This is a genomic window from Alteromonas sp. Mac1, assembly GCF_001562125.1.
Classification (GTDB): domain Bacteria; phylum Pseudomonadota; class Gammaproteobacteria; order Enterobacterales; family Alteromonadaceae; genus Alteromonas; species Alteromonas stellipolaris.
On record NZ_CP013932.1, the window covers coordinates 912,167 to 935,778 of the forward strand.

At 43.7% G+C, this 23,612-nt stretch carries 16 protein-coding genes; 12 read left to right on the forward strand and 4 right to left on the reverse strand.

Annotated features, from left to right (window positions below; all coding sequences use genetic code 11):
* Window positions 1-54 precede the first annotated feature (54 nt).
* Window positions 55-1,791, reverse strand: coding sequence for a sensor histidine kinase (locus AV939_RS03830; protein ID WP_061997159.1), 1,737 nt, complete (start codon window positions 1,789-1,791; stop codon window positions 55-57).
* A 202-nt stretch (window positions 1,792-1,993) separates the two neighbouring features.
* Between AV939_RS03830 and phoB the strand changes: the two genes are divergently transcribed.
* The 12 genes from phoB (at window position 1,994) to AV939_RS03890 (ending at window position 18,122) form a co-directional block, all read left to right on the forward strand.
* Window positions 1,994-2,683, forward strand: coding sequence for a phosphate regulon transcriptional regulator PhoB (gene phoB, locus AV939_RS03835; RefSeq protein WP_057793852.1), 690 nt, complete (start codon window positions 1,994-1,996; stop codon window positions 2,681-2,683).
* A gap of 73 nt (window positions 2,684-2,756) precedes the next feature.
* On the forward strand, window positions 2,757-4,058 hold the full coding sequence (phoR, locus tag AV939_RS03840; RefSeq protein WP_061997161.1) for a phosphate regulon sensor histidine kinase PhoR: 1,302 nt from the start codon (window positions 2,757-2,759) through the stop codon (window positions 4,056-4,058).
* The gene (locus tag AV939_RS03845) at window positions 4,059-5,021 is read left to right on the forward strand and encodes a PstS family phosphate ABC transporter substrate-binding protein (RefSeq protein WP_057793848.1); all 963 of its coding nucleotides are present in this window, start codon (window positions 4,059-4,061) and stop codon (window positions 5,019-5,021) included.
* 24 nt (window positions 5,022-5,045) lie between these two features.
* Window positions 5,046-5,855: a 2OG-Fe(II) oxygenase gene (locus AV939_RS03850; protein WP_061997163.1), complete on the forward strand. Its 810-nt coding sequence runs from the start codon at window positions 5,046-5,048 to the stop codon at window positions 5,853-5,855.
* Window positions 5,856-6,061: 206 nt separating this feature from the next.
* Entirely contained in the window at window positions 6,062-10,135 is a 4,074-nt protein-coding gene (locus AV939_RS03855; protein WP_061997165.1) for a hypothetical protein, read from the forward strand.
* 95 nt (window positions 10,136-10,230) lie between these two features.
* On the forward strand, window positions 10,231-12,927 hold the full coding sequence (locus AV939_RS03860) for a TonB-dependent receptor domain-containing protein (protein WP_057793842.1): 2,697 nt from the start codon (window positions 10,231-10,233) through the stop codon (window positions 12,925-12,927).
* A 155-nt stretch (window positions 12,928-13,082) separates the two neighbouring features.
* Window positions 13,083-13,841 (forward strand): DUF3450 domain-containing protein, encoded by a 759-nt coding sequence (locus AV939_RS03865; protein ID WP_057793840.1) that lies wholly within the window; start codon window positions 13,083-13,085, stop codon window positions 13,839-13,841.
* A 13-nt stretch (window positions 13,842-13,854) separates the two neighbouring features.
* Window positions 13,855-15,222 carry a MotA/TolQ/ExbB proton channel family protein gene (locus tag AV939_RS03870; protein WP_057793838.1) on the forward strand — a complete coding sequence of 456 codons (1,368 nt, stop codon included), beginning with the start codon at window positions 13,855-13,857 and terminating at the stop codon, window positions 15,220-15,222.
* A 2-nt stretch (window positions 15,223-15,224) separates the two neighbouring features.
* On the forward strand, window positions 15,225-15,743 hold the full coding sequence (locus tag AV939_RS03875; RefSeq protein ID WP_013785413.1) for a MotA/TolQ/ExbB proton channel family protein: 519 nt from the start codon (window positions 15,225-15,227) through the stop codon (window positions 15,741-15,743).
* Window positions 15,744-15,772: 29 nt separating this feature from the next.
* Entirely contained in the window at window positions 15,773-16,180 is a 408-nt protein-coding gene (locus AV939_RS03880) for an ExbD/TolR family protein (protein ID WP_013785412.1), read from the forward strand.
* A 3-nt stretch (window positions 16,181-16,183) separates the two neighbouring features.
* Complete coding sequence (locus AV939_RS03885; RefSeq protein ID WP_013785411.1) at window positions 16,184-16,792, forward strand: energy transducer TonB; 609 nt, start codon at window positions 16,184-16,186, stop codon at window positions 16,790-16,792.
* Window positions 16,793-16,796: 4 nt separating this feature from the next.
* Window positions 16,797-18,122, forward strand: a complete 1,326-nt coding sequence (locus tag AV939_RS03890) for a tetratricopeptide repeat protein (protein WP_057793836.1) — start codon at window positions 16,797-16,799, stop codon at window positions 18,120-18,122.
* Window positions 18,123-18,246: 124 nt separating this feature from the next.
* Here the strand turns inward: AV939_RS03890 and AV939_RS03895 are convergent, their stop codons facing one another.
* From AV939_RS03895 to AV939_RS03905, 3 genes are all read right to left on the reverse strand, one after another.
* Window positions 18,247-18,828: an acyloxyacyl hydrolase gene (locus tag AV939_RS03895; protein ID WP_057793834.1), complete on the reverse strand. Its 582-nt coding sequence runs from the start codon at window positions 18,826-18,828 to the stop codon at window positions 18,247-18,249.
* Window positions 18,829-19,066: 238 nt separating this feature from the next.
* A complete protein-coding gene (locus tag AV939_RS03900) occupies window positions 19,067-20,161 on the reverse strand; it encodes a response regulator (RefSeq protein WP_057793832.1) in 1,095 nt (364 codons plus the stop codon).
* Complete coding sequence (locus AV939_RS03905) at window positions 20,154-23,477, reverse strand: hybrid sensor histidine kinase/response regulator (protein WP_063456553.1); 3,324 nt, start codon at window positions 23,475-23,477, stop codon at window positions 20,154-20,156. Before AV939_RS03905 ends, AV939_RS03900 begins: the two co-directional genes overlap by 8 nt.
* Between the last annotated feature and the right edge of the window lie 135 nt (window positions 23,478-23,612).

A 23,612-nucleotide genomic window follows, 5' to 3' on the forward strand; every position in this document is an offset into this window, starting at 1 on the left:
AAGCTAGCGAATGCGGTGCAACGGATATAGTACGGGAGTTATAGAGATTTTTTGTTAAGCCGGTTTACCCTTCATAGGAAAGCGAATGGTATATTGAAGGCCATCGCCAGGTTTGCTTTGCGCTTCAATGTGGCCAGATAAAGACTGAGTAACAAGGTTGTACATAATGTGTGTGCCAAGTCCGCTGCCACCTTCTCCTCGTTTAGTCGTAAAGAAGGCGTCAAATAACCTATCTAAGTCGTCATTAGATAAGCCTTTCCCGTTGTCACGATAACGCATTTCTATGGTGTTGTTATCAACGCTCACATCTAACGTAATTTTGCCATCGTTAGTATCTTCAAAACCATGCACTAAGGAGTTCACAATCATGTTTGTGACAATTTGGGCAATGGCCCCTGGTGCACAGCGAATATAAAGATCTTCAGGGCAATTAACCACTATTTCATGATTATTATGCTTGAAGCTTGGCTTAAGTGATTTAATGATGTCACGAATGTAATCGTTAAGGTTTATCTCTCGTTCAGTTTCGCTGGTTTGATCTACCGCCACTTGTTTGAAGCTTGCGATAAGCTCAGATGCTCTGTTTAAGTTAGTTAACAGGAGATTAGCCGTTTGTTCTGCTTCATTAATGAAGTTTTCCATGTTTTTTGTAGTCAGGCTTTTTTCTTCAAAACTCGTTTTTAAGTTATTAAGTCGCTCTTGCAAAAAGCTGGCGGCAGTTACGCCAACGCCAAGTGGTGTATTTACGTCATGGGTAATCCCAGCTACCAAACCGCCAAGAGAGGCCATGCGCTCAGATTCGACCAATTGGTCTTTGGCGAGTTGTAAATTTCCCATTGAATTCGCTAACTCCGAATTTTTTTTGCGAAGCTCATCTTCTATATACTGCCTATTTTCATTCTCTTGACGAAGCTCTCTTTGATTTGCGATAAGCTCGTCTTTTTGTTGTTCAAGGCTAAGCATAATTTGAGAAAGCGAAGAGGTTTTCTTAGCGACTTCTTGCTCTAAAATAAGATTCTGATCGTCTAGCTTTTTATTGGCATGCGATAGCTGACTTTGAGCATTGGTCAACTTACCATTAGATACGATTAAATCGTCGATAACATTGTTGTACGATTCTTTTAATTGCAATAACTCATTATCGTCACTTATTTTGACTGAAAGCTTGCTTTCATCGGGATGAAGCGGATCAAATCCTTCCATTTGATGAATTATTTCAGCCAAGGGTTCGGACAACATGGTGCGAAACGCGGTCATAAAAAGAAACACCAAAAAGGTGGTTTTTATTAACGCATTTCCAATAAGAAAAAAGATGCCAATTTCGATACGGCCAAAAATAGTATCGAAACTTGAGTAGAGCGTTACATCGCCTACGGTCGATTCTCGTCCTGAAAATTTAAATATTAATGGAAAGCTATAACTGAAAATCCCACCCGGGTGGTCTTCAATAAGTTCTTCTTCGATAGGAGAGCGGGGACGCTGAATACTTAAACCGAAGTCGGCAATTTGATTGCCATTTTCATCCCTAACTTGTACACCTTCAACAATAGGAAGTTCTAATAACCCCTCTGCTATTGAGCTAGCTTGTTCGCTGTTCAATTCCCACAGGGCACGGGTTAAGCTGGTTGAGAAGGTATTTTTTAAAGTTTGTAATTCGTCTTCGACATGATCTTTGGTACTTAGATACTCGGTAAAAATCTGTCCAACGGTAACAATAAGCGTAAGAATGAAGTATACAGAAAGCACTCGTGTCAGCAGTTTTCTTGATAAACCCGTTTTTACCGCCGCCATTGAACAACATTCCTCTGTCTACAATTTACTTGACCTTCATTGCCAAGAATATGCGTAAATGTATGAATAAACAAGCAACCTCTATGAAGAAAATTTTACCTATCTTTGTCGAAAACTTGACACATTAATGTAATCGTTTTAATAAAAGTGTCACAGTGCACATTAATAATAGCGGCGTTTTGTGATGAGCAGGAAAATAATAATGTCTCGTACAGTTTTGGTGGTTGAGGACGAAGCGCCCATCCGTGAAATGCTTAAGTTTGTGTTAGAGCAATCTGGTTTTAATATTATTGAAGCCGAAGATTACGATATAGCGCAAGAAAAAATATGTGAACCTTACCCAGATTTAATCTTACTTGATTGGATGCTACCGGGTGGTAGCGGCGTGCAATTAGCTAAGAGTTTAAAGCAACATGAGTTCACTCGTGATATTCCAGTGATTATGCTTACCGCTAGAGGCGAAGAAGAAGATAAAATTCGTGGCCTTGATGCGGGTGCGGATGATTACGTCACTAAACCGTTTTCACCTAAAGAGCTTATTGCTCGAATTAAAGCGGTGATGCGACGCGTAACGCCGACTTCAAATGAAGAGCCTATTGAATTTAATGGCTTGAAACTTGAGCCTGTGTCTCACCGTGTTATGGCCAATGAAGAGCCACTAGACATGGGGCCAACAGAGTTTAAATTACTGCATTTCTTCATGACCCACCCAGAGCGTGTTTATAGCCGTGAGCTATTACTCGACAATGTATGGGGTACGAATGTGTATGTGGAAGACAGAACGGTTGATGTACATATCAGGCGTTTACGTAAAGCTATCTCTCGTCATGGGCATGATGCTATGATTCAAACCGTGCGTGGAGCCGGTTACCGTTTCTCTACCAAACTCTAAATTCCCAGCGGATAAGAGACGCTATTAGCGTCTCTTCGCTCTCCGCGTTTCACTGTTTCAGGGCGCATTCACTATGTATTACCCGTTCTCATGGCTGAGAAGTACGCTTCGACTAGTGCTATACCTTCTGGTATTTGCGCTAATCGGTTGGTACATGAATGACATGTTATTTGCCGTAGCCATTGGCGCCACTTTGCTGCTCATTTTCAACTATTGGCATTTATACAAGCTTAACCGCTGGTTATGGCATAGCCGTAAGATGTCACCGCCTACAGTGCGTGGGGTGTGGGAGCATATTTACGAGGGTATTTATTACCTGCAGCGCAGAAACAGAAATAAACGTAAAGAGCTTGGGGAGTTAGTAAAACGCTTTCGGGAAGGTTCTGAGGCACTCCCCGACGCTGCGGTAGTAGTAGATTCTAAGGCATGTATTATTTGGTGTAACCGCTTAGCACGGTTGGATCTGGGCTTAAAGTGGCCACAAGATGCGGGCAGAAGGCTCGATAATTTACTACGACACCCAGAATTCATTCAGTATTTTCATGCTGGAAATTTCAAATATCCTATTGAAGTACCATCGCCAACCAACCCGCATAAAACCTTTGAATATCGGGTTATGCCTTATGGCGACGAGCACCTGTTATTGATTGCGCGAGATATTACTCGCGTTTCTCAGTTAGAGGCCATGCGTAAAGATTTTGTCGCCAATGTGTCACATGAACTACGAACGCCTCTCACGGTTATCAATGGCTATTTAGAAATTTTGCCGGTGGATGAAACCGCAGATCCTTTTATGCAAAAAGCCATGAAGGAGATGACTGCGCAAACTCACCGTATGCAAAATTTGATTGAAGATTTATTGGTGTTGTCTCGCATTGAAGCCAGCTCGGAACGGATTTACGAAAATGTGGTAAATATTCCCACGGTACTGTCTCAGATAGAGCGAGAAGCCCAAGCGCTGAATAAAGAAAAACAGCATCATATTGAATTTCATATTGATACCGACCTTAAGGTCTTTGGAGTTGAAACCGAGCTGCGAAGTGCTTGTTCTAACTTAGTATTTAATGCGGTGCACTACACTCCACCTGGTGGTGAAATTCATGTATATTGGCGGCATGATGAGGAAGGCGCAAAGTTCGCGGTGCACGATAATGGTGATGGTATTGAATCTAATCACCTGAATCGACTCACAGAACGTTTTTATCGAGTAGATAAAGCACGGTCACGCAAAACCGGTGGTTCAGGGTTGGGGTTGTCGATTGTGAAGCACGTACTTAGCCACCATAATTCTCGTTTAGACATTGCTAGCACCTTGGGGGAGGGCAGTCAGTTTTCCTTTGTGCTAGATAAAGAGTTAATTGCGGAGCAAATTTAAATGCGAATAAAGCAATTCATCGCCTTGTGCAATGTGGCCGTTTTGCTTCTTGTTTCAGGCACGCTAGGCGCTGAAACTACCCACGAGTTAGACTACGAACGTCAACCTGGGGTGGCGGGAAAAATCACTTCGGTAGGTTCAGACACACTCGCAAATCTAATGACTTTTTGGTCACAAGAATTCAAAGCCCTCTATCCGCAGGTGGGTTTTCAAATTCAAGCTTCTGGTTCTTCTACTGCGCCTCCTGCGCTCATTGAAGGTACAGCCACTATCGGCCCAATGAGCCGAGAATTAAAACCTAGCGAGATTCGCGATTTTACTCGCAAGCACGGTTACCCGCCTTTAGTCCTTAAAGTCGCGATGGATGCCATTGCTATCTTTGTTGAACGCAGGAATCCGTTGCAAGGGCTTACCCTAAATCAAGTCGATTCTATTTTCTCTCAAACGCAATTTTGCGGAGGAGATGGGCCAATTAATAAATGGTCAGAGTTAGGCATTGATGCCAACGGATATCGCGCCCCAATTCGTTTGTACGGACGAAACTCGGTATCAGGAACCTACGGTTTATTTAAAATGATTGCCATGTGTGACGGAGATTTTAGAAATACAGTTAACGAGCAGCCGGGGTCGGCTTCAGTGGTACTTTCTGTTGCTTCAGGAAAAGGGGCGATGGGATATGCCGCCTACGGATATAAAACCGCAGGGGTTCGGGCGTTACCGTTAGGTGAGACCATAGATTCGTTAGTGCCACTTACCATAGATAACGTGCGCAGTGAGTCTTACCCGTTTTCCCGTTTCTTGTATTTAGTCATAAACAAAAAACCTGGCGAACCTTTACCTACACTGGAAAAAGAGTTCTTGCGCTATATTTTATCTGAGCAAGGGCAAGAGCAAGTATCCCGGGATGGCTACTTTCCTATTCGGGAAGATATGCTCTTAAGGCAGCGTAGGTTGGTCGATTAATTTGTATCAAACAGGTGAATAACCGTGGAGCATGTTTCATCACGCTGGAAAAATTGGGTAGTTAAAAACCTTCTCGCAAGCACAGCACTTCCCGTGATTACAGAGCAGTTAACGCTAAATGGGTTTGATGCAGATACAGTTCGTCGGCTTTTAGGCCGTAATTTACCTTCAAACTATGTTTTCGACCGAGATGTAGAGTTTTATCGCAAGCTCGCAACGCCCGCATTTTTACATCAGCCTTCAATTAATAATGTGACCTGTTTGTGCGATGAAAAGGAAGTTCAGCTTTACCGTGTAGATGACTTTTTATCGGCAGAAGAGTGCCATGCTGTAATCGACCTTTCTTCTAGCAAGCTTTCGCCCTCAAAACTGACAGGGGCGCCCTCTGCAAAAGGGATCAGAACATCGTCAACTTGCGAACTCGCCTTTATGGACAGCGCACTAGTTACCTCAATAGATAGCCGCATCGTCAATTTTTTAGGCTTGGGCATAGGAGAAAAAGAAGTTATACAAGCTCAGCATTATGAGCAGGGTCAATACTTTAAACCGCATTTTGATTTCTTTCCCCCAGGTACGCCGCAATATTTAGAACACGCAAAGCGGCGAGGTCAACGAACATGGACTTGCATGGTTTACTTAGATGATGGCATGGAAGGAGGCCATACTTATTTTACAAAAATAGGTGTATCGGTAAAACCCCATCGAGGCACAGCACTCCTATGGAATAATCTGACGAACACAGGGGTGCCTAACTTCAATACGCTTCATTATGCTGAGCCTGTAACGGCTGGTAATAAAAACGTCATAACTAAGTGGTTTCGAGATAAAAATTAGTCCATTTGTCAATATAACCACCCGGTTCGCCCCTTCAATCTCTCGCTAACAACATAAAAAACAAGACAAAATTTAAGCTATCAACTGATTTTATAAAAGTTCCAAAAATTTCAGTGTGAATCCACATTTGTAACAAAAATGTCACCCTTCTCATTTAACCTCTACCGGACTTTGAAATTCAAACTAAGATCTAACTGGAGAATTTAATGGAAATTCGTAATGTTTTTAAGATCAGTGCTATTACCACAGCACTTGTTCTTGCAGGTTGCGGTGGCGATATAAATATTAACGAAGGTGACGAAGTTGTTGTAACGCCAACGACTCCAACCACGCCAACGACCCCAACTACGCCAACGACCCCTGATGTTGATACGCCATTTTCATTAGGCTTGGCGACTGACGCCTCAAGCGAATTCTCTACAATTACCGATAAGCCTGTCTATCGCTTAAACGACGATTTAGTGTTAACCCAAGACATGACGTTAACAAATGATGCTCACTGGATCATCAAAGGTCGTACGGCAGTAGGTAACGACAATGCTGATTCAACAGTACTGACGATTGAAGAAGGTACAACCGTTATCGGTGAAGACGGTGATGACTTTTTAGTCGTACGCCGTGGCTCACAAATCGAAGCGTCTGGTTCATCTTCAGCGCCAATCATAATGACGTCTATCCAAGACGTTACTGGTGAAGAGACATCAATTGGCCAATGGGGTGGTGTGGTATTGCTAGGTAATGCACCAACTAACCTTTGTAACACAGGTGACGATGACCAAACTTCTGACGATGAATTGGCTTCTTGTGGTGTTTCAGCGGAAGGTGATGCAGGCCTATATGGCGGCAACAACGCGGAAGATAACTCAGGTACGCTTGAATACGTTGTTGTAAAGCATGCTGGTAAAGCATTGGCTTCTGGTGATGAACTAAACGGTATTTCATTTGCGGGTATCGGTTCTGAAACAACAGTTAATCACATTCAAGTTCATCAAAACCTTGATGACGGAATCGAATTTTTCGGTGGTACGGTTAGTGTAAGTAATGTTGTACTTACTGACATTGGTGATGATTCACTCGATTGGTCTTTCGGCTGGACGGGTAGTGCAACTAACGTTTACATTCAGCAATCTGCAGACGGTGGCGACAACGCTATTGAAGCGGATAACAATGAAGATAATCCTTCATGGTTACCACTTACCAAGCCAACTGTTTCTAACGTAACCATTGTAAGTGCCGACGGTACTAACGGCGTACGTTTACGTAACGGTACAGCAGGGGTGCTATCTAATGTAGTCGTTACCGGCTCTACATTAGCGGCTAACTGTCTGCGCGTAAATGGCGACGAGTCTATTGCGAATGCAGAGTCTGGCGAGCTAGCGATAACTAACTCTGTTGTTGCGTGTGAAACACCAGCAAATAACTTTGGTTCTGATGATATTGGTGGCGAATCTACGCAAGCTTGGTTTGAAGGTCAAACAGGTAATAGCGTATTAACGCCTTCTGAACTTTTATTTGAAGATAACGGTTATTTCCCAACTTCTGCATCGCCTTTAGCCAACAGTGGAAATTACATCGGCGCATTTGACCCAGCGGGAGAAGATTGGACGACCGGTTGGACGGTTGGTGTAAACGGTGGATTCCCAACTGATATTCAGACTGCTTTCGAGCAAGGTCTTGCGACAGATGTTTCAGCTAACTTCCCTGAATTAACTGACAAGCCAGTTTATGAACTTGCTGAAGATACAACACTAACCAATGATGTAACGTTAACTAACGATGCTTATTGGTTAATTAAAGGTCGTTTAGCTGTTGGTAACGATAACGCAGACAACGCGGTACTTTACATTGAACAAGGCACAACCGTTTTCGGTGAAGAAGGCGATGACTTTTTAGTAGTGCGTCGTGGCTCTCAGATTCAAGCTGAAGGTACGGCTAACGCACCAATCACTTTTACGTCGGTTCAAGACTTAACAGGTCAAGAAACGTCAATCGGCCAATGGGGCGGTCTAGTTTTACTTGGTAACGCACCTACAAACCTATGTAACACGGGTGATGACTCAGATACTTCAGATGCTGAGTTAGCGGCATGTGGTGTAGCAGCTGAAGGTGACGCAGGCCTTTACGGTGGTGCAGATGCTGAAGATAATTCAGGTACACTTCGCTATATCGTTGTTAAGCATGCAGGTCGCGCATTAGCGGCAGGTGACGAACTCAACGGTATCTCATTTGCGGGTATCGGCTCTGGTACTGAAGTTGAATTTATCCAAGTTCACCAAAACCTAGATGACGGTGTTGAATTCTTCGGTGGAACAGTAAGCGTTCGTAACATTGTGTTGACTGATATCGGCGATGACTCACTTGATTGGTCATTTGGTTGGACTGGTAACGCACAAAACGTTTATATCCAGCAATCGGCTGCAGGTGGTGATAACGCTATTGAAGCGGATAACAACGAAGATAACCCTGCATGGTTGCCGCTTACTAGCCCAACTATCTCGAACGTAACTATCGTTGGTGCAGATGGCACAAACGGTGTGCGTTTACGTAACGGTACCGCTGGTGCAGTACGTAACTTAGTCGTTACTGCGGGTGAAGGCTATTCAAACTGCCTACGTGTTAATGGCGCTGAATCTATCGCGAATGCAGAGTCTGGTGCGCTTTCAGTTGAAAACTCAATAGTTGCCTGTGAGACAGATGACAACTTCGGTTCTGATGAAATCAGCGGTGGTTCAACACAAGATTGGTTTACCGGCCAAACTGGGAACAGTGTACAAACGGCTGACGCATTGATGCTTTCTACTGATGGCTTCACACCTCGCTCAGGTTCTCCTTTGCTTGGCGCTGGCGTTGATATGTCTGCTGACAGTGATTTCTTCACGTCAACTGACTACATCGGTGCGTTCGACGGTGAAAATAACTGGATGGATGGTTGGACTGTTGCTGTTAACGATTCAATTCCTTCTGATGTGACTAATGCATTTGAGCAAGGCCTAGCCACTGACGTTTCAAGCAGCTTTGCTGCGATTACTGATAAGCCAGTGTATCAACTTGCTGCTGATACTACCTTTACCGCAGACGTTTCTTTAACCAATGATGCTCACTGGTTAATTAAAGGCCGCACTGCCGTAGGTAACGATAATGCTGATAGTGCCACGCTTTATATCCAACGCGGTACGACCGTATTTGGTGAAGATGGCGACGATTTCTTAGTTGTACGCCGCGGTTCCAAAATGGAAGCGTCTGGTACAGCAACATTACCTATCACGTTCACTTCATCTGAAGATATGACAGGTGGCGAAACGACTATCGGTCAATGGGGTGGCCTAGTTATCTTAGGTAATGCGCCAACTAACTTGTGTAACACAGGTGACGACGATGCAACCTCAGATGCTGAATTAGCAGCCTGTGGTGTGTCTGCTGAAGGTGATGCTGGCCTATATGGCGGCGCTGACGCAGAAGATAGCTCAGGTACTTTCCGCTATGTTATCGTTAAACATGCAGGTAAAGCACTTGCAGCAGGTGATGAACTAAACGGTATCTCATTTGCAGGTGTCGGTAGTGGTACTGAAGTTGACTTCATCCAAGTTCACGAAAACTTAGACGATGGTGTTGAGTTCTTCGGTGGCTCGGTAAACGTTAGTCACCTAGTACTAACTGCAATTGGTGATGACTCACTAGATTGGTCTTTCGGTTGGACAGGTAAGGCACAGTACGTACTTATCAAACAGGGTCTTAACGGCGGCGACAATGCATTTGAAGCTGACAATAACGAAGATAACCCTACTTGGACGCCACTTACTACGCCTACTGTATCTAACGTAACCATCATTGGTTCTACAGATACCAACGGCGTACGTCTTCGCAACGGTACAGCAGGAACCATTAAAAACTTAGTAGTAACTGGTGGCGCTGACTACAGCAACTGCCTACGTGTTAACGGTGACGAATCAATTGCAAACGCAGCAAATGCTTCGCTTACTGTTACCCATTCTACTGTGGCTTGTGAGTCTACAAGCGCATTTGGTTCTGACGTGATTGGCACGGCAACAACCCAAGAGTGGTTTGAATCACAAGACGGTAACACCGTTGTTGCGGATATTGATGCACTAAGCTTCGATGATGCAACCGGCTATGTGCCAAGCAGTGATTCAGCGTTACTTGGTTCTGGTTTTGATGCGTCTACGCTAGATAGCTTCTTCGATAGCACTGATTATAAAGGTGCATTCGATGGCGAAGCTAACTGGACGCTAGGCTGGGTAACTGTAGGTCTTGAAGACTAATTTACTTTCGTCATTCATTGAAGCTAAGGCGCTTGTGCGCCTTAGCTTTTGTGTTGAAAGGTCTTCCTAACTACAGTCCCATAGGAGTTTCCATAATGAAAAATAATCAATCGTCAATATTCAAGTTAGGTAGCCTGACTCTTGCCATTTCTTCCATTCTGGGTTCAAGTTTGTTGTCGACAGCGGCAATAGCGCAACAATCAGAAGATGAAGTGATTGAAGAAGTTGTTGCTACAGGTACCCGATTAAAAGGGACTGCAACAGCGGTAATGCAAGAACGTCAAAACCAAGCGTTTGTTGCCGATATCATGGGTGCAGATCAAATTGCACGTACCGGTGATGGCGATGCAGCAGCAGCACTTCGTCGTGTAACTGGATTGACATTGGTAGATGGTAAATTCATCTACGTTCGTGGCTTGGGTGAACGTTACTCAAGCACACAATTAAATGGTATGACAGTACCTAGCCCTGATCCTACGCGTTCAGTGGTTCCATTGGATTTATTCCCTTCAAGTATCATTGAAAGCTTGAACGTACAAAAATCGTTTTCACCCAATATGCCTGGTCATTTTGGTGGCGGTAACGTTAATATTCGTACTAAATCTATTCCAACTGAATTCGTTTTCAGTGTGTCTGGTGGGGCAGGTTGGAATTCAGAAAACAGTAACGATGGATTTTTCTATGAAGGTGGCAGCGACGATTGGACTGGACGAGACGATGGCACACGTGCTTTGCCGTCTATCATTGCATCTAACCTTGCCGCTTCTGGCTCTGACGGCTTTGAAGGTGATTCTTCACGCACGTTAGCGCAAACACAAGAAATATTGAATTCATTCAACTGGGATATTGGCCCTGAAAGTAAGTCTGCAGAGCCAGACTTCAATTTAGGCGCAACCCTAGGTAATCGTTACACGTTTGACGATGACAGTGTACTGGGTTTCTTAGCGACGGTTTCTTACAGTAACGAATGGTCAATTACCGAAGAACAATTGGGTAATGATATTGGTGGCGGACAAGATAATCCTCGCTTCACCAAATATCGTGACATGATTTCGACCGAACAAAATGTTCGCTGGAGCGGCATGTTTAATGTGGGTTACGAGTTAAATAGTAACCACAAAATTGAACTGGTTAATATGATGTTGCACGACATGCGTGACCGTCTGCGTGACGGTGAATACTTCGACGATAGTGAAAGCACCATCGGCGTGGAAGAGTTCAGTCGTATGGATATCATTTTCGAAGAGCGTGAAATGGTGTCGTCACAGTTGAAAGGGACACATAACTTCCTCGATATTGCTAACGGTGTGTTTTTTGATTGGTATGCAGGTACAAGCCGTGCCTCGCGTGAAGCGCCAGATATTATGGAAGTCACTTACCAGTTATTCTATGACGACGCAGGTGCGTTAGAGCTTGAGCGTATTGATGATACTTCAGGGACTAACTTAAACCGTCAATATCAAAGCCTTCAAGATGAATCTGATACTTATGGTTTTAATATCTCTACCCCCTTCTACGGAGACGGGTATGACATCGAAATTAAAGCTGGTTTTGATTATTACGAGAAAACCCGTGATGCCGTTAATATCGATTTAGCGATTCGCCATTTTGGTATTAATGATGAATTTAAAGTGGGCAACCGACTGTATGATATTTTCTCAGAAGAAAATATTAATAACCCTGACTTCTATGCAAGTTCAACAGGTAGCTCGCTATTTCAAGACAATACCGGTGAAGGTGATAAGTATTCTGCAGCCAGTAAACTGACTGCTGGTTACTTGATGGTTGATGCCTTCATTGATAAAAAGTGGCGTTTAAGTGGTGGTGCCCGTTGGGAAGAGTTCCAGCAAATCTCAGTGCCTTTTGTTGAACACTCGAATGAGTTTGCAGCAGAAACGGATGAAATTGCGGACAGTATTTATAATGAAGACGATATTCTTCCTTCATTCGCATTAACCTATATTGCCAGTGATGAAATGCAATATCGTTTCAACATCAGCCAAACGTTAATTCGTCCTGATTTACGTGATATCAGTACTACATTCTTTATCGATCCGCTTACCGAATTCCTTGTTCGTGGTTCACCATCTTTGGTTGAAACAGAGCTTATGAACATAGATGTTCGCTGGGAATGGTACATGTCTCAAGGGAATAACGTGTCTGTTGCTCTATTTTATAAAGACATGGAAAACCCTATCGAGATGGTTCAGTTCGATGGCGGTGAGGGGGTACCTCAGCTGCTTACCGCTAACGGCGAAGAAGGTGAGTTATATGGGGTTGAAGTGGAGTTTTTACACGACCTCAGCTTCATCAGCGATTCAATGAGTAACTTCTTTATATCTGGTAACATGACGATATCAGATTCAGAAGTGACCATTGGCAGCGGTGATCAAGATTCTTTGTTCTCACAGCAAGCACGAGAAGCTTATGGCGGCACCATTACAGCGACTATTACTAATGACCAACGTCGTTTAGTGGGTCACTCTGAGTGGGTTGCTAACCTTCAATTAGGTTGGGATTCAGACAATGGAGAGCATTCGGCTTCATTGGTGTATAACTCTTTTGGTGAGCGAATTATTGCACCAGGTGTTCGCGGGTTCGAAGACGGGATAGAAAATCCATTCCATTCTTTGGATTTTGTTTACACTTACTATCCTGACTTCAACACTACGGTCAAACTGAAGTTTCAAAATATCCTCAACGAGGATAAGGAAATTGAACAAGAAGGACTCTTGTTGCGCCGTGAAACCGTCGGCACAGGTATTAGTGCTAGTGTAAGTTACGACTTCTAATTTAAAAAGCCCGGAATTGTCCGGGCTTTTTATTGCGCGATTGTCTGCTGAATATGACGGTTATGTAATAAAACTGTCATGGAAAACTCCTATCCTACGCCCAGAATTTTATAGTCGGTAATCCCGATTTCTTTTAACTTTAAAGGTTTGAATGTATGAAGCTTATCAATTCTTTGCTTATTGCAGGCGCGCTTGTAGCGACACCTGTACTAGCACAAGACGATGAAGTACTAAATCCCGTTATCGATGAGGCGGCGAAAATTAATGAATCTGCTGCGAAGTCGCAGGAAAAAATAAACGGCATTACCGATCAGATTGACAGTAAACTTCAGCAATTCAAAACTTTGATGAAAGAAATTGAAGGTTTGGAAGTTTATAACACTCAACTTCGTAAACAAATTAGCAGCCAAGAACAAGAAATGGATGACTTGAACGCCGCTATTGATGAAGTATCGGTTGTTGAGCGTCAAATTACCCCGCTTATGATGCGTATGATTGACGGCATGGAACAGTTTATTGCCCTAGACGTACCTTTTCTTCCTGAAGAACGCAAAAACCGCGTTATGGATTTGAAAGCCATGATGGACCGCGCCGATGTAGCCGCGTCTGAGAAGTTCCGTCGTGTAATGGAAGCGTACCAAGTTGAGATGGACTACGGTCGCACCATGGAAGCCTACAGCGGCTTGCATACTATTAATGGTCAAGAGCGTGACGTAGAGTTTTTACGCTTAGGTCGCACAGCGCTTATTTATCAAACTCGTGATGCTAGTTCACAAGGTGTTTGGAACAAGCAAACTCGCCAGTGGGAAGAGCTAGACAGTAGCTACCGCACACAAATTACTAAAGGTCTGCGCATGGCGAAGAAACAACTTGCCCCAGACTTGCTAATGTTACCAGTGGCTATTACAGACTAAGAGGTTGATGAGAATGTTTAATTCAGTAAAACGTATCGCTTTTGGCCTAGTAGCCCTTAGCTTAAGCGCTGGTGCAGTAGCACAAAACGACCGCGCAATGGACCTAGACGCACTGCTTAAGCAGCTTGAAGAGGGACAATTTGCACAGTCTGAGCAAAATAAACAACGTGAGCGAGATTTTGTTGCTCAACGTGCTGAGCAAGATCAAGTATTGCGCGATACACGCGCTCGTCGTGACCAGATGTTGGCACAGTCAGAGCAGCTTGAAACACGATTTGAAGAAAATGAATTTAAATTGGCCGACCTTAACGGTGCGCTAGATACACGTTTAGGTTCACTAAAAGAATTGTTTGGTGTTCTTCAGCAAATTGCTGGCGACACGAAAAACAAATTTTATAACTCAGTAGTATCGGCTCAAATCACAGGTCGTTCAGACTTCCTTGATAAAATGGCACAAGACATGGGCTCTAGCTCAAAGCTTGCTTCTATCGAAGAAATTGAGCGTGTTTGGTTTGAAATGCAACGTGAAATGACTGAGTCAGGGAAAGTCACCAAATTCACTACTGACGTCGTTGAAGCGGGTGGTCAGAAAGTATCGAAAGAAGTGGTACGCGTAGGACCTTTCGCGCTAGTTGCTGACGGTAAATACCTTGAGTACAACGGTGTGACCGGAACAGTTTCAGAACTTATCCGTCAGCCTGCTGACCGTTACAACAGCTCAGCTGCAGAACTTCAAGAATCTGCAAGTGGTGAGTTAGTTCAGTTTGGTATCGACCCAACAGGTGGTTCAATTCTAGGTCTTCTAGTTCAGGCGCCCAATCTTAAAGAGCGTGTTGAACAAGGCGGCGTAGTAGGGTACATCATCCTTATCGTTGGCGCGTTCGGTTTGTTACTTGCCCTAGAGCGTTTGATTACCTTGTCGCTTATTCGCATGAAAGTGAACAAGCAGCTTAAGAGCAAAGAAGTTAAAACCAACAACCCACTTGGCCGTGTACTTAAAGTACGTGACGAGCATCCAAACGCTGATGTTGAAGCACTAGAGCTTCACCTTACTGAGGCGATTTTGGGCGAAGTACCTAAGCTAGGGCGTAACCTTACTATCATAAAGATTATCTCAGTAGTAGCGCCGCTTATGGGTTTACTTGGTACGGTAACCGGTATGATTAATACATTCCAAGCCATTACCTTATTTGGTACAGGCGACCCGAAACTAATGGCTGGTGGTATTTCAACAGCACTAGTTACGACGGTTCTTGGTCTAGTAGTAGCAATCCCTATGACTTTGCTATACGCCATGCTGAATACACGTTCTAAGAACATTGTATATATCCTACAAGAACAGGCATCTGGCGTTATTGCAGAGCGCGCAGAGCGGAGCTAATCATGATCGAGTTTCTGGAAGCAATTCGCGATTTCACAGAAACAGGTGGCCAGGTTCTTCTGGTCATCGGTCTGCTGATATTCGTTATGTGGCTTTTGATCCTCGAGCGTGCCATGTATCTGATGATTTGGCATAAGCAAGCTAAGAAAGAAGCGGTATCTATGTGGACTGCACGTAACGACCGCGCTTCTTGGATTGCACAGCAAGTTCGTCAGAAAACGATTTCACAGTTAACTATGCGTCTTAACGGTAGTATCCCGATTATTCAGTCTTTGGTTGCGCTTTGTCCGCTGCTTGGCTTGATGGGAACGGTAACCGGTATGATTGAAGTGTTCGATGTTATGGCCATTGCAGGTTCGGGTAACGCCCGCTCTATGGCATCAGGCGTATCGAAAGCCACTATCCCCACTATGGCGGGCATGGTTGGTGCACTTTCAGGCGTATTCGCCTCTACGTGGCTTAACCGTATGGTGAAATCTGAACGCACGCATCTTGAGGATGCATTGACTATTCAACGTTAATGCTACGGCATTAAGGTAAGGTAAAAATTATGAAGCAACATTTTCAAAACCTAGTTGATGAAGAAGAAGCAGCCATCGATATGACGCCCATGCTGGACGTTGTATTTATCATGTTGATTTTCTTTATTGTAACCGCATCGTTTGTGAAAGAAGCGGGTATTGATGTTAACCGCCCTGAAGCAGCTACTGCTGTGAAAAAAGACCGCGCTAACATTCTTATTGCTATCTCTGATAAAGGCGAGATTTGGATTAATAAGCGTCGTATCGATGAGCGCGCAGTACAGGCTAACATCGAGCGTCTACACGCTGAAAACCCGCAGGGTACTGTTGTGATTCAAGCAGATAAAGAATCAACGACTGAAACCCTTATTAAGGTTATGGATGCCTCCCGTGCGGCAGGTGTTTTTGATGTTTCGATTGCAGCTCAAGAGCCATAAATCATGCCACGATATATAATCGCATTTGTTATATCCCTTGCGATCACGTTAGGCCTGTTCTTCTTGATGCAATCACTTATCAAGATGGGTGGCAGTGCGTTAACGGAACCGCCAAAGGGTAGTGTACTTGACTTTGTTAGGGTTAAGCAGGACGAACAGGTCGAGAAAAAAGACCGTAAGCCTAAAAAGCCGCCTAAGCCAGATCAGCCACCACCACAAATGGAGCAGCCTCAAATGGACTCACCCACTCCTGATGCGGAAGGGACGTCTATGGATTTCGGTGCAGATGTTGGTGATGATATTTCATTAGACGGCGGGTTAGCCCTTGAGTCTGGTGATGGCGAGTATTTACCTATTGTTAAGGTGGCGCCGGTGTATCCTCGTCGTGCTTTACAACGTGGTATTGAAGGCTTTGTTATTGTTGAATTTACGGTAACTAAGCAAGGCGCAGTGCGAGATCCTATCGTGATAGAAGCCAACCCAGAGGGTATATTTGAACAAGCAGCAATGGATGCAGCAATGAAGTTTAAGTATAAGCCGCGAGTGGTAAATGGCGAAGCCACGGAAGTGTCTGGTATTCAAAACCGTATTACCTTCCAGATAGACGGATAATGACATGAGAATAAAACAAACGAATACATTGCTTAGTGCACTGGCGTTTGCCGTTGTTTTTGCAACTGTGTCTGTTCCTACTATGTTGGTTGCCAATAATGCGGTTGCCCAGGAACAAAAAGCCAGTGATAAGAAAACCCGTCGTGTTCCTACACTTCGCGGGAAGGTGTACGAGCAATTAGCACGTGCACAGTCAGCCGCCGATGATGCAGGCGATGTAGAAGAAGCTATTGCTATTCTTAAAGAGGTAGAAGAAAAAGCTGACTCTATGAATAGTTACGAAAAAGCCATGATGTATAACTTTTTCGGCTTCATTTACTACAACGACGAAAATTACGACAAAGCCCTAGAATCGTTTGAAAACGTGGTAAACCAGCAACCTATTCCTGAGAAGTTCGAGATGTCGACACTTTTCAGCTTAGCGCAGTTGCATTTGATGCAAGGTAACTACGATAAAACGATAGAATTTATCGAACGCTGGGAAGTATTAAACAACGGTGTGATTCCACCTAAAAATAAGGTGTTAAAAGCACAGGCGTATTACCAGAACAAGCGTTACGATGATGCAGCTGATTGGATAACACAAGCCATTGAAGAACATGAAGCAGAAGGCATGTTGCCCGATGAAGCATGGCTTATTCTTCAACGCGCGGTGTTCTATGAACTTAAGCAGCCTGCTAAAGTAAAAGATGTTTTGATCAAGCTAGTAAAGCTTTATAGCGAACCAAAGTATTGGATACAGTTAGCCGGCATGTACGGCGAACTTGGTGAAGAGCGTAAGCAGCTTGCCATTATGGAAACCGCTTACCAACAGGGTTTTGTAGAATCTCCAGCGGATATCTTTAACATGGCTCAGCTTTATTACTATCACCGTGCTCCTTACAAAGGTGCATTGTTGATGGAACAAGCTATGAAAGAGGGTGTGCTGGAAGAAAACCTTCGTAATCTTAAGTTTTTAGGTCAAAGCTGGACTCTCGCCAAAGAGCAGGACAAGGCGATTCCGGTAATGATGCAAGCAGCAGAATTATCAGAAGACGGTGAGTTAGATGCTCAGCTAGCGCAAATTTTGCTTAATGAACAACGTTGGGATGAGGCGATTACCTCAGCAGATCGCGCGATTGAAAAAGGCGAGATGCGTAACCCTGGTTTGGTATATTTGATTAAAGGCATGGCCCTTTACAATCAAAAGCAGTATGCACTAGCACTTAACCAACTTGCTGAAGCTGAAAAGCATCAGAAAAGCCGTGCTATGGCGCAGCAGTGGAAACAGTTTGTGCAATCTGAAAAGACACAAGCCGAAATCATTGAAGCTGAGCTTGGTAACAGTTAGACGCAACAGCTAGCACGCTTAAAGGATAATCGCGATAACAAAACGCCGTAGGCATCTAAACGAGCCGGCGGCGTTTTTGTTTGTGTTGTTGTAGTTAATAGCTCACTAGGCTGAAGTCTTACTCTTAAAGCCGTTGGCTAAATGACAACGATATAAAATCTAACCCTGGATTGGGCTTTTTAAAACCTGCATTCGAATAGTGAAAGTAGCGCAGAGACACGCGGTATTCTTGGTATTGCCCAAACGTGGTTGAAAATCCAATTCTATCTTCAAACTGATAGTGGGTAGACACGTCTTTACCTGCAAATTGAGTATCATCTAGTAACGACACGCCAATGCCCAACTCTAAATCGATAGGCTTGTTAAACATTGTGGTTAGCGGAAACCGTAAAATAGGTGAAAGGGCGAGTACAATATTTGAGTCGTACTGATTATCGTCACCATATTCCCAAAAGTTAGCGCTGGTTTCCATGGTTAAGGTCATAGGCCAACTTACGTTTAAAGGCTGATCGATATTGTATTGATAGGCTAATTTGATGCCATTTACCGCGCCCTCTCCACGTATGAAGTCGATAGCGTAGCCATGAGCGCTTTGTGTTGGTGCTGGCCATAAGCTAGGCGATTGGCTTTCGCTACTGTTAGCAGAAAATGGGGTAAGTAATAGAGTGAGTAGTGCAGCAAGGGTGAAAATGTGTGTGTTAGTCATAGTATGTTCCTCCAACGCCCTATATGAGGGAGGAATACCGGTAACCCAATTCTAAAAAAAGACGTGTTTTATTCGATTAAATATGACAATTTTATTCTGATAATTTAGAGAAAAATGAACTAACAGATCATCGTTTAAATCTGTGGTTTCACCGTAGTATTTTGCATAGATAAACTGCATTCGCTGATTAGCGTCATTCAAACAAGCCCTAGGGAGTTAGGGCTTCAAGCATAAGGACTCAGGGAAGAAACGCTTCTATCGATGGGAGTTCATTTCTAGCTTCAAGTTCATTCCAATACGCTTTTGTTTTCAATACTTCTTCTTTGATAGACAAAAAAGCAGACACTAATTGTGGGTCGAAGTGCTTGCCCGATTCACTCTCAATGTAGGCAAATGCTTCTTCATCCGGCCATGCCTTTTTATAAGGGCGTTTCATAGTCAGGGCATCGAACACATCTGCAATTGCCACAATGCGAGCGCTCAACGGAATTCGATCACCTTTCAATGCATAAGGGTAGCCACTACCATCCCATTTTTCATGGTGATAGCGCGCAATTTCTGCGGCTAAGCTAAATAAGGGGGAATTACTGCGAGTTAATATTTCATACCCAATAGCCGCATGAGTACGCATCACTTCCATTTCATCGAAGGTAAGTCGTCTAGGGGCTTTTAAAATACTATCGGGGATACCTATTTTCCCGGTATCGTGCATAGGCGCGGCTTGTGCCAGTAATGAGGCATCTTCAGGTGACCAACCAGAGGCTAACGCTAAGCACTGACAATATGCAGCCATGCGCCAAATGTGATGGCCGGTGTCAGTATCGTTGTAATGTCCCGCAGCGGCCAACATGCTAATAGCACTTTGCTGGCTACGAAGCAGTTCTTGCGTTCTGATTTTAACTTCTTGTTCAGTTACTCTTACTTGATGTGCTAACGAGATGTGAGTTTTTACTCTAGCAAGCACTAATGCGGGTGAGATAGGCTTAGTAATATAATCTACTGCACCTAATTCGAACCCTTTTTCTTCATCTTGACCTTGACCCAAAGCCGTAACAAAGATGATAGGCACTTTAGCCAGCCTGGGGGCAAGTTCTGGTGAAGTTTTAATTTGTCTGCATACCTCATGCCCATCAATACCCGGCATCATAATATCGAGTAAAATAAGGTCTGGGGTGAACTGCTCTACGACTTTCAATGCGATATGCCCAGTGGGCGCTACTTTTACTTGATAATAGGGCGATAAAATACCCTGCAATAAATCGATATTTGCTGGCTCATCGTCGACGACTAAAATGCTAAAGTCCGTCTTTTTCGATTTTTGGTTATCAGCCATTTAGCAGTGTATCCCTTAGGCGTAAAAGTTCTTCAAGTGCTCGGCCGTAATCGTAAACACTAACAAGTTGCCTTGCATGGTTTAAGGCATGTACCGATGCCGATGTTGATGCTGCATGTTTGTGGTATAGCGCTGATAGTAGAGATACCGCCTCAGCATCGTAAGATTCAAGGCTAGTGATCACCGCTGATAAATCTGAGATAGATAGTGTCTCTTCTACTTCTTTTTCATCATACTCTTTTGGCAATGAAAGCGTATGAGCAATAAGTCGAAGAGTGGCGTCTAAAGCGAAAGAGATGTTGGATATCTTATGCGCATAATTAGCTTTGTTTTCAAGGCTGCTTGGTAGCTCTTCTAACGCGGCCACCAAAGTATCAGCCCCTATTTTTCTCGCATCGTCCAATAGCGAATTAATGGCATCATGCTTTGAGTCGTTTTCAACCATGATATTAATAAGCTGCGCGAGTAATTCTGCATTTCCATAATTTAAGTAAAACTCAGCGAGGGAAGTGAGGTAGGGATCGTCACTGTCATGCATGTTACTTAAATTTGCAGAAGTGTGAATGTTGATATCGATGACATGTAATATCTCAGCCGCGCTTGCGGGTTTTAGTAAGTGCGCGCACATACCTACGCTAGACCCTTTTTGTATGTTTTCGCTACTACTATCTGCACTAAGTGCAATAATAGGGCAGTGCCAGCCGTTTAAATTATTGAGTTCTTCAGCAACAGTGAATCCACTTTTATTGGGAAGAATACAATCGAGCAGTACCACATCGAAGTTGTTACTCTTACCTAATACTAGGGCTTGCTCGCCAGTGGTTGCTGTGGTGACTTTCAACCCTGCATCAAGTAAAATTTGTTGCGCTATTTCAAGGCTAATACTGTCATCATCGACCAATAGGGCGTGCTTTCCTGCTAAGCGTCGCTTACGCCAGAGTTTACTTTCCAGTCCATCAGCGTGCGTCGCTAATGTGGAACCAGAGGTTGGGAATAATGCCCGTAAGATGTGAACATCGGTAAAAGGTAGCTCTATTATATTAAGCGTGTTGAGTTTGATAGATTGTAATCGTCGCTTGGCTTCTTCGGTGTCGACGGGAGTGACAATACACATCAGGTTCAAATTTTCATATTCACCAAGTTTTATGTGGTTGACGAATTTTTGCCATGCTGCTGGCTTAGCGGGAAGCAAAACAATTACATCATGAGGGGTGACTGGGAACGCATCTGCATCTGCATTTACTTTAATAAAGCTGCAAGGTATGGAAAGGCGCGACAGGGTGTGAGCTAAAATATCGTTCGCTTCATCCATATCTTGACTGGTATTCACACACAGCAGTGGGTGATTCAATTCCCGCAGGGGCACGGATTGACTCGCATTTATTGAGATTGTCTCATTAGCCTTTTCATAAACCATTCCAGGCAGGGTAAAACAAAAGCTAGTCCCTTTGCCAAGCTCACTGGTGAATTCAAGTTCACCATGCATTAGCTCAACTAAACGCTTACTAATGGCCAACCCTAACCCTGTACCGCCATATTCTCTTGAAATTGACGCATCTGCCTGCACGAAGGCTTTGAACAGTTTTTCTTTGTTGTCTTCATCAATCCCAATACCTGTATCGCTCACACAAAAAGAAAGCGCCTCTCCTTCTTGGCTAACGATTAATTTAACGAAGCCGTGACGCGTGAACTTAATTGCATTTCCCAATAAGTTAACCAGCACCTGATAAATCTTGTCACTGTCACCTTTACAGGTAACATCCGTGTCTAAACGCATATCGAAAAGTAACTGTAGGTGCTTTTGACGCGCTTTATGTTGAAACACTTGCGCGAGCTTGTTCATCATATCGGCAAGATTAAAATCAGCGTGGTGCAATTCAATTTGTTGGGCTTCAACTTTTGAAAAATCTAAAATGCCGTTTATTAGCGTGAGCAGCGAGGTGGCGCTACCTCTCACCTTGGACATGTAGTTCTGTTGCTGCGCTTGATTATCACTTTCAAGCGCTAAATGAGTTAAGCCAATAATGGCATTCATAGGCGTGCGAATTTCATGGCTCATTGTGGCCAAGAAATCCCCCTTGGCCTTGTTGGCTTTAGCGGCTTCTTGGTAGGCATGCTGTAGCTGCCGCTCTAACCTTTTACGGCCACTTATATCTCTGAACACACCCACATGCCCATTGGGCTTGCCATGAATGTCTTGAAGGGGAACTGCAACAATTGATATAGGAAATATACGTCCTCGCTTATCGGTAAAGAAGTCTTCATCGGAGCTATAGGTTTTTCCTTCACAAATAGCATTGTTGACTGCACAATCCTCTCGAGATAAGAGTGTGCCATCTTCTTTTTGATAATGAACCGCATTATGAAATCTATGACTTTGTAAATCCTCTAATTCCCACCCTAATAAACGTGATGCTTCAGGATTAAGAAATTGAGTTTTGCCATTGGCGTCTACAGCATATACGCCTTCACCAATGCTATTAGTAATGCTTTGATAAAACTGCCTACCTGTCTCTAACCTTTTTTCTAACCTTTTTTGATTGGAAATATCGGTACAAAGTACGACTAAGTTTTCAACACGGTCTTGATCATTTACATTGGGTACGATGGTACAAAATACAAACCAAGGGGTGCCGGACTTAGTGATACTTTGAAGCTCGCCGTGCCAAATTTCACCTTCAAATAAGGATTTCAGAATAGCGAGGCGTGTGGGTAAGGGGACATTTTTAACATTGAGCATATCCGCATTATTCCCGATAAGCTCGTCCCGAGTAAATTCAGATAACTGGCAGCACTTATCATTAGCACTTAAGATAGTGCCGTTTAAGTCGAGCGTGACCACTATGCTGTGCTGATCCATTGCTCGTCTCTGGATCAGCATGTCGTTTTCGTTGTGTTGTTGCTCAGTAATTAAGTCTAAGACCAAGGTGGACAGCGAGGTTAAGCTAGCAATGTCGTTATCAATTTCAGGTCGCGCTTGCGCCGTTAATAATGTATTGACCGATTGAACAAGGTTATCTGTAATGGCTGCTAATTCTTGAGGCGAGGTTTGCCCTTGTTCTAAAGGCTGTCTATCCATACTATTTTGACATGCGTACCCGCCGCTTGTCGTCTCATCTTCGGCTTCAAGACCATGTTGGCGGTATGTATTGTCAATAGAGGCAAGCAATGCACTAAGGCCAGTGGTAAGGCGGGATGCATCATGATTGTCTAACAAAGTAGTTTTATTGAGTATATCGTCTAACCAAAGTTCGCCTTCTTCGTTGTTTTTACAAGAAAATGCAGCTTTGATTTGCTTGATTAAAAGGGAGTTCACAGCGTTGGGGTAAACTTACGTTGGGCTTAATAGATTATTTATAGAACGGAAATGATATTGCAGCAAACAAATCAGGTTATTCTTTGGTAGCAATAACCTGATTTTATTCACATTAACGGCAAGTAGGGCTAAGTT

Coding starts and splice junctions, on each gene's coding strand:
- AV939_RS03830 (WP_061997159.1), bottom strand. CDS start 1,791: ATGGCGGCGGTAAAAACGGGTTTATCAAGAAAACTGCTGACACGAGTG.
- phoB (WP_057793852.1), top strand. CDS start 1,994: ATGTCTCGTACAGTTTTGGTGGTTGAGGACGAAGCGCCCATCCGTGAA.
- phoR (WP_061997161.1), top strand. CDS start 2,757: ATGTATTACCCGTTCTCATGGCTGAGAAGTACGCTTCGACTAGTGCTA.
- AV939_RS03845 (WP_057793848.1), top strand. CDS start 4,059: ATGCGAATAAAGCAATTCATCGCCTTGTGCAATGTGGCCGTTTTGCTT.
- AV939_RS03855 (WP_061997165.1), top strand. CDS start 6,062: ATGGAAATTCGTAATGTTTTTAAGATCAGTGCTATTACCACAGCACTT.
- AV939_RS03860 (WP_057793842.1), top strand. CDS start 10,231: ATGAAAAATAATCAATCGTCAATATTCAAGTTAGGTAGCCTGACTCTT.
- AV939_RS03865 (WP_057793840.1), top strand. CDS start 13,083: ATGAAGCTTATCAATTCTTTGCTTATTGCAGGCGCGCTTGTAGCGACA.
- AV939_RS03870 (WP_057793838.1), top strand. CDS start 13,855: ATGTTTAATTCAGTAAAACGTATCGCTTTTGGCCTAGTAGCCCTTAGC.
- AV939_RS03875 (WP_013785413.1), top strand. CDS start 15,225: ATGATCGAGTTTCTGGAAGCAATTCGCGATTTCACAGAAACAGGTGGC.
- AV939_RS03880 (WP_013785412.1), top strand. CDS start 15,773: ATGAAGCAACATTTTCAAAACCTAGTTGATGAAGAAGAAGCAGCCATC.
- AV939_RS03885 (WP_013785411.1), top strand. CDS start 16,184: ATGCCACGATATATAATCGCATTTGTTATATCCCTTGCGATCACGTTA.
- AV939_RS03890 (WP_057793836.1), top strand. CDS start 16,797: ATGAGAATAAAACAAACGAATACATTGCTTAGTGCACTGGCGTTTGCC.
- AV939_RS03895 (WP_057793834.1), bottom strand. CDS start 18,828: ATGACTAACACACACATTTTCACCCTTGCTGCACTACTCACTCTATTA.
- AV939_RS03900 (WP_057793832.1), bottom strand. CDS start 20,161: ATGGCTGATAACCAAAAATCGAAAAAGACGGACTTTAGCATTTTAGTC.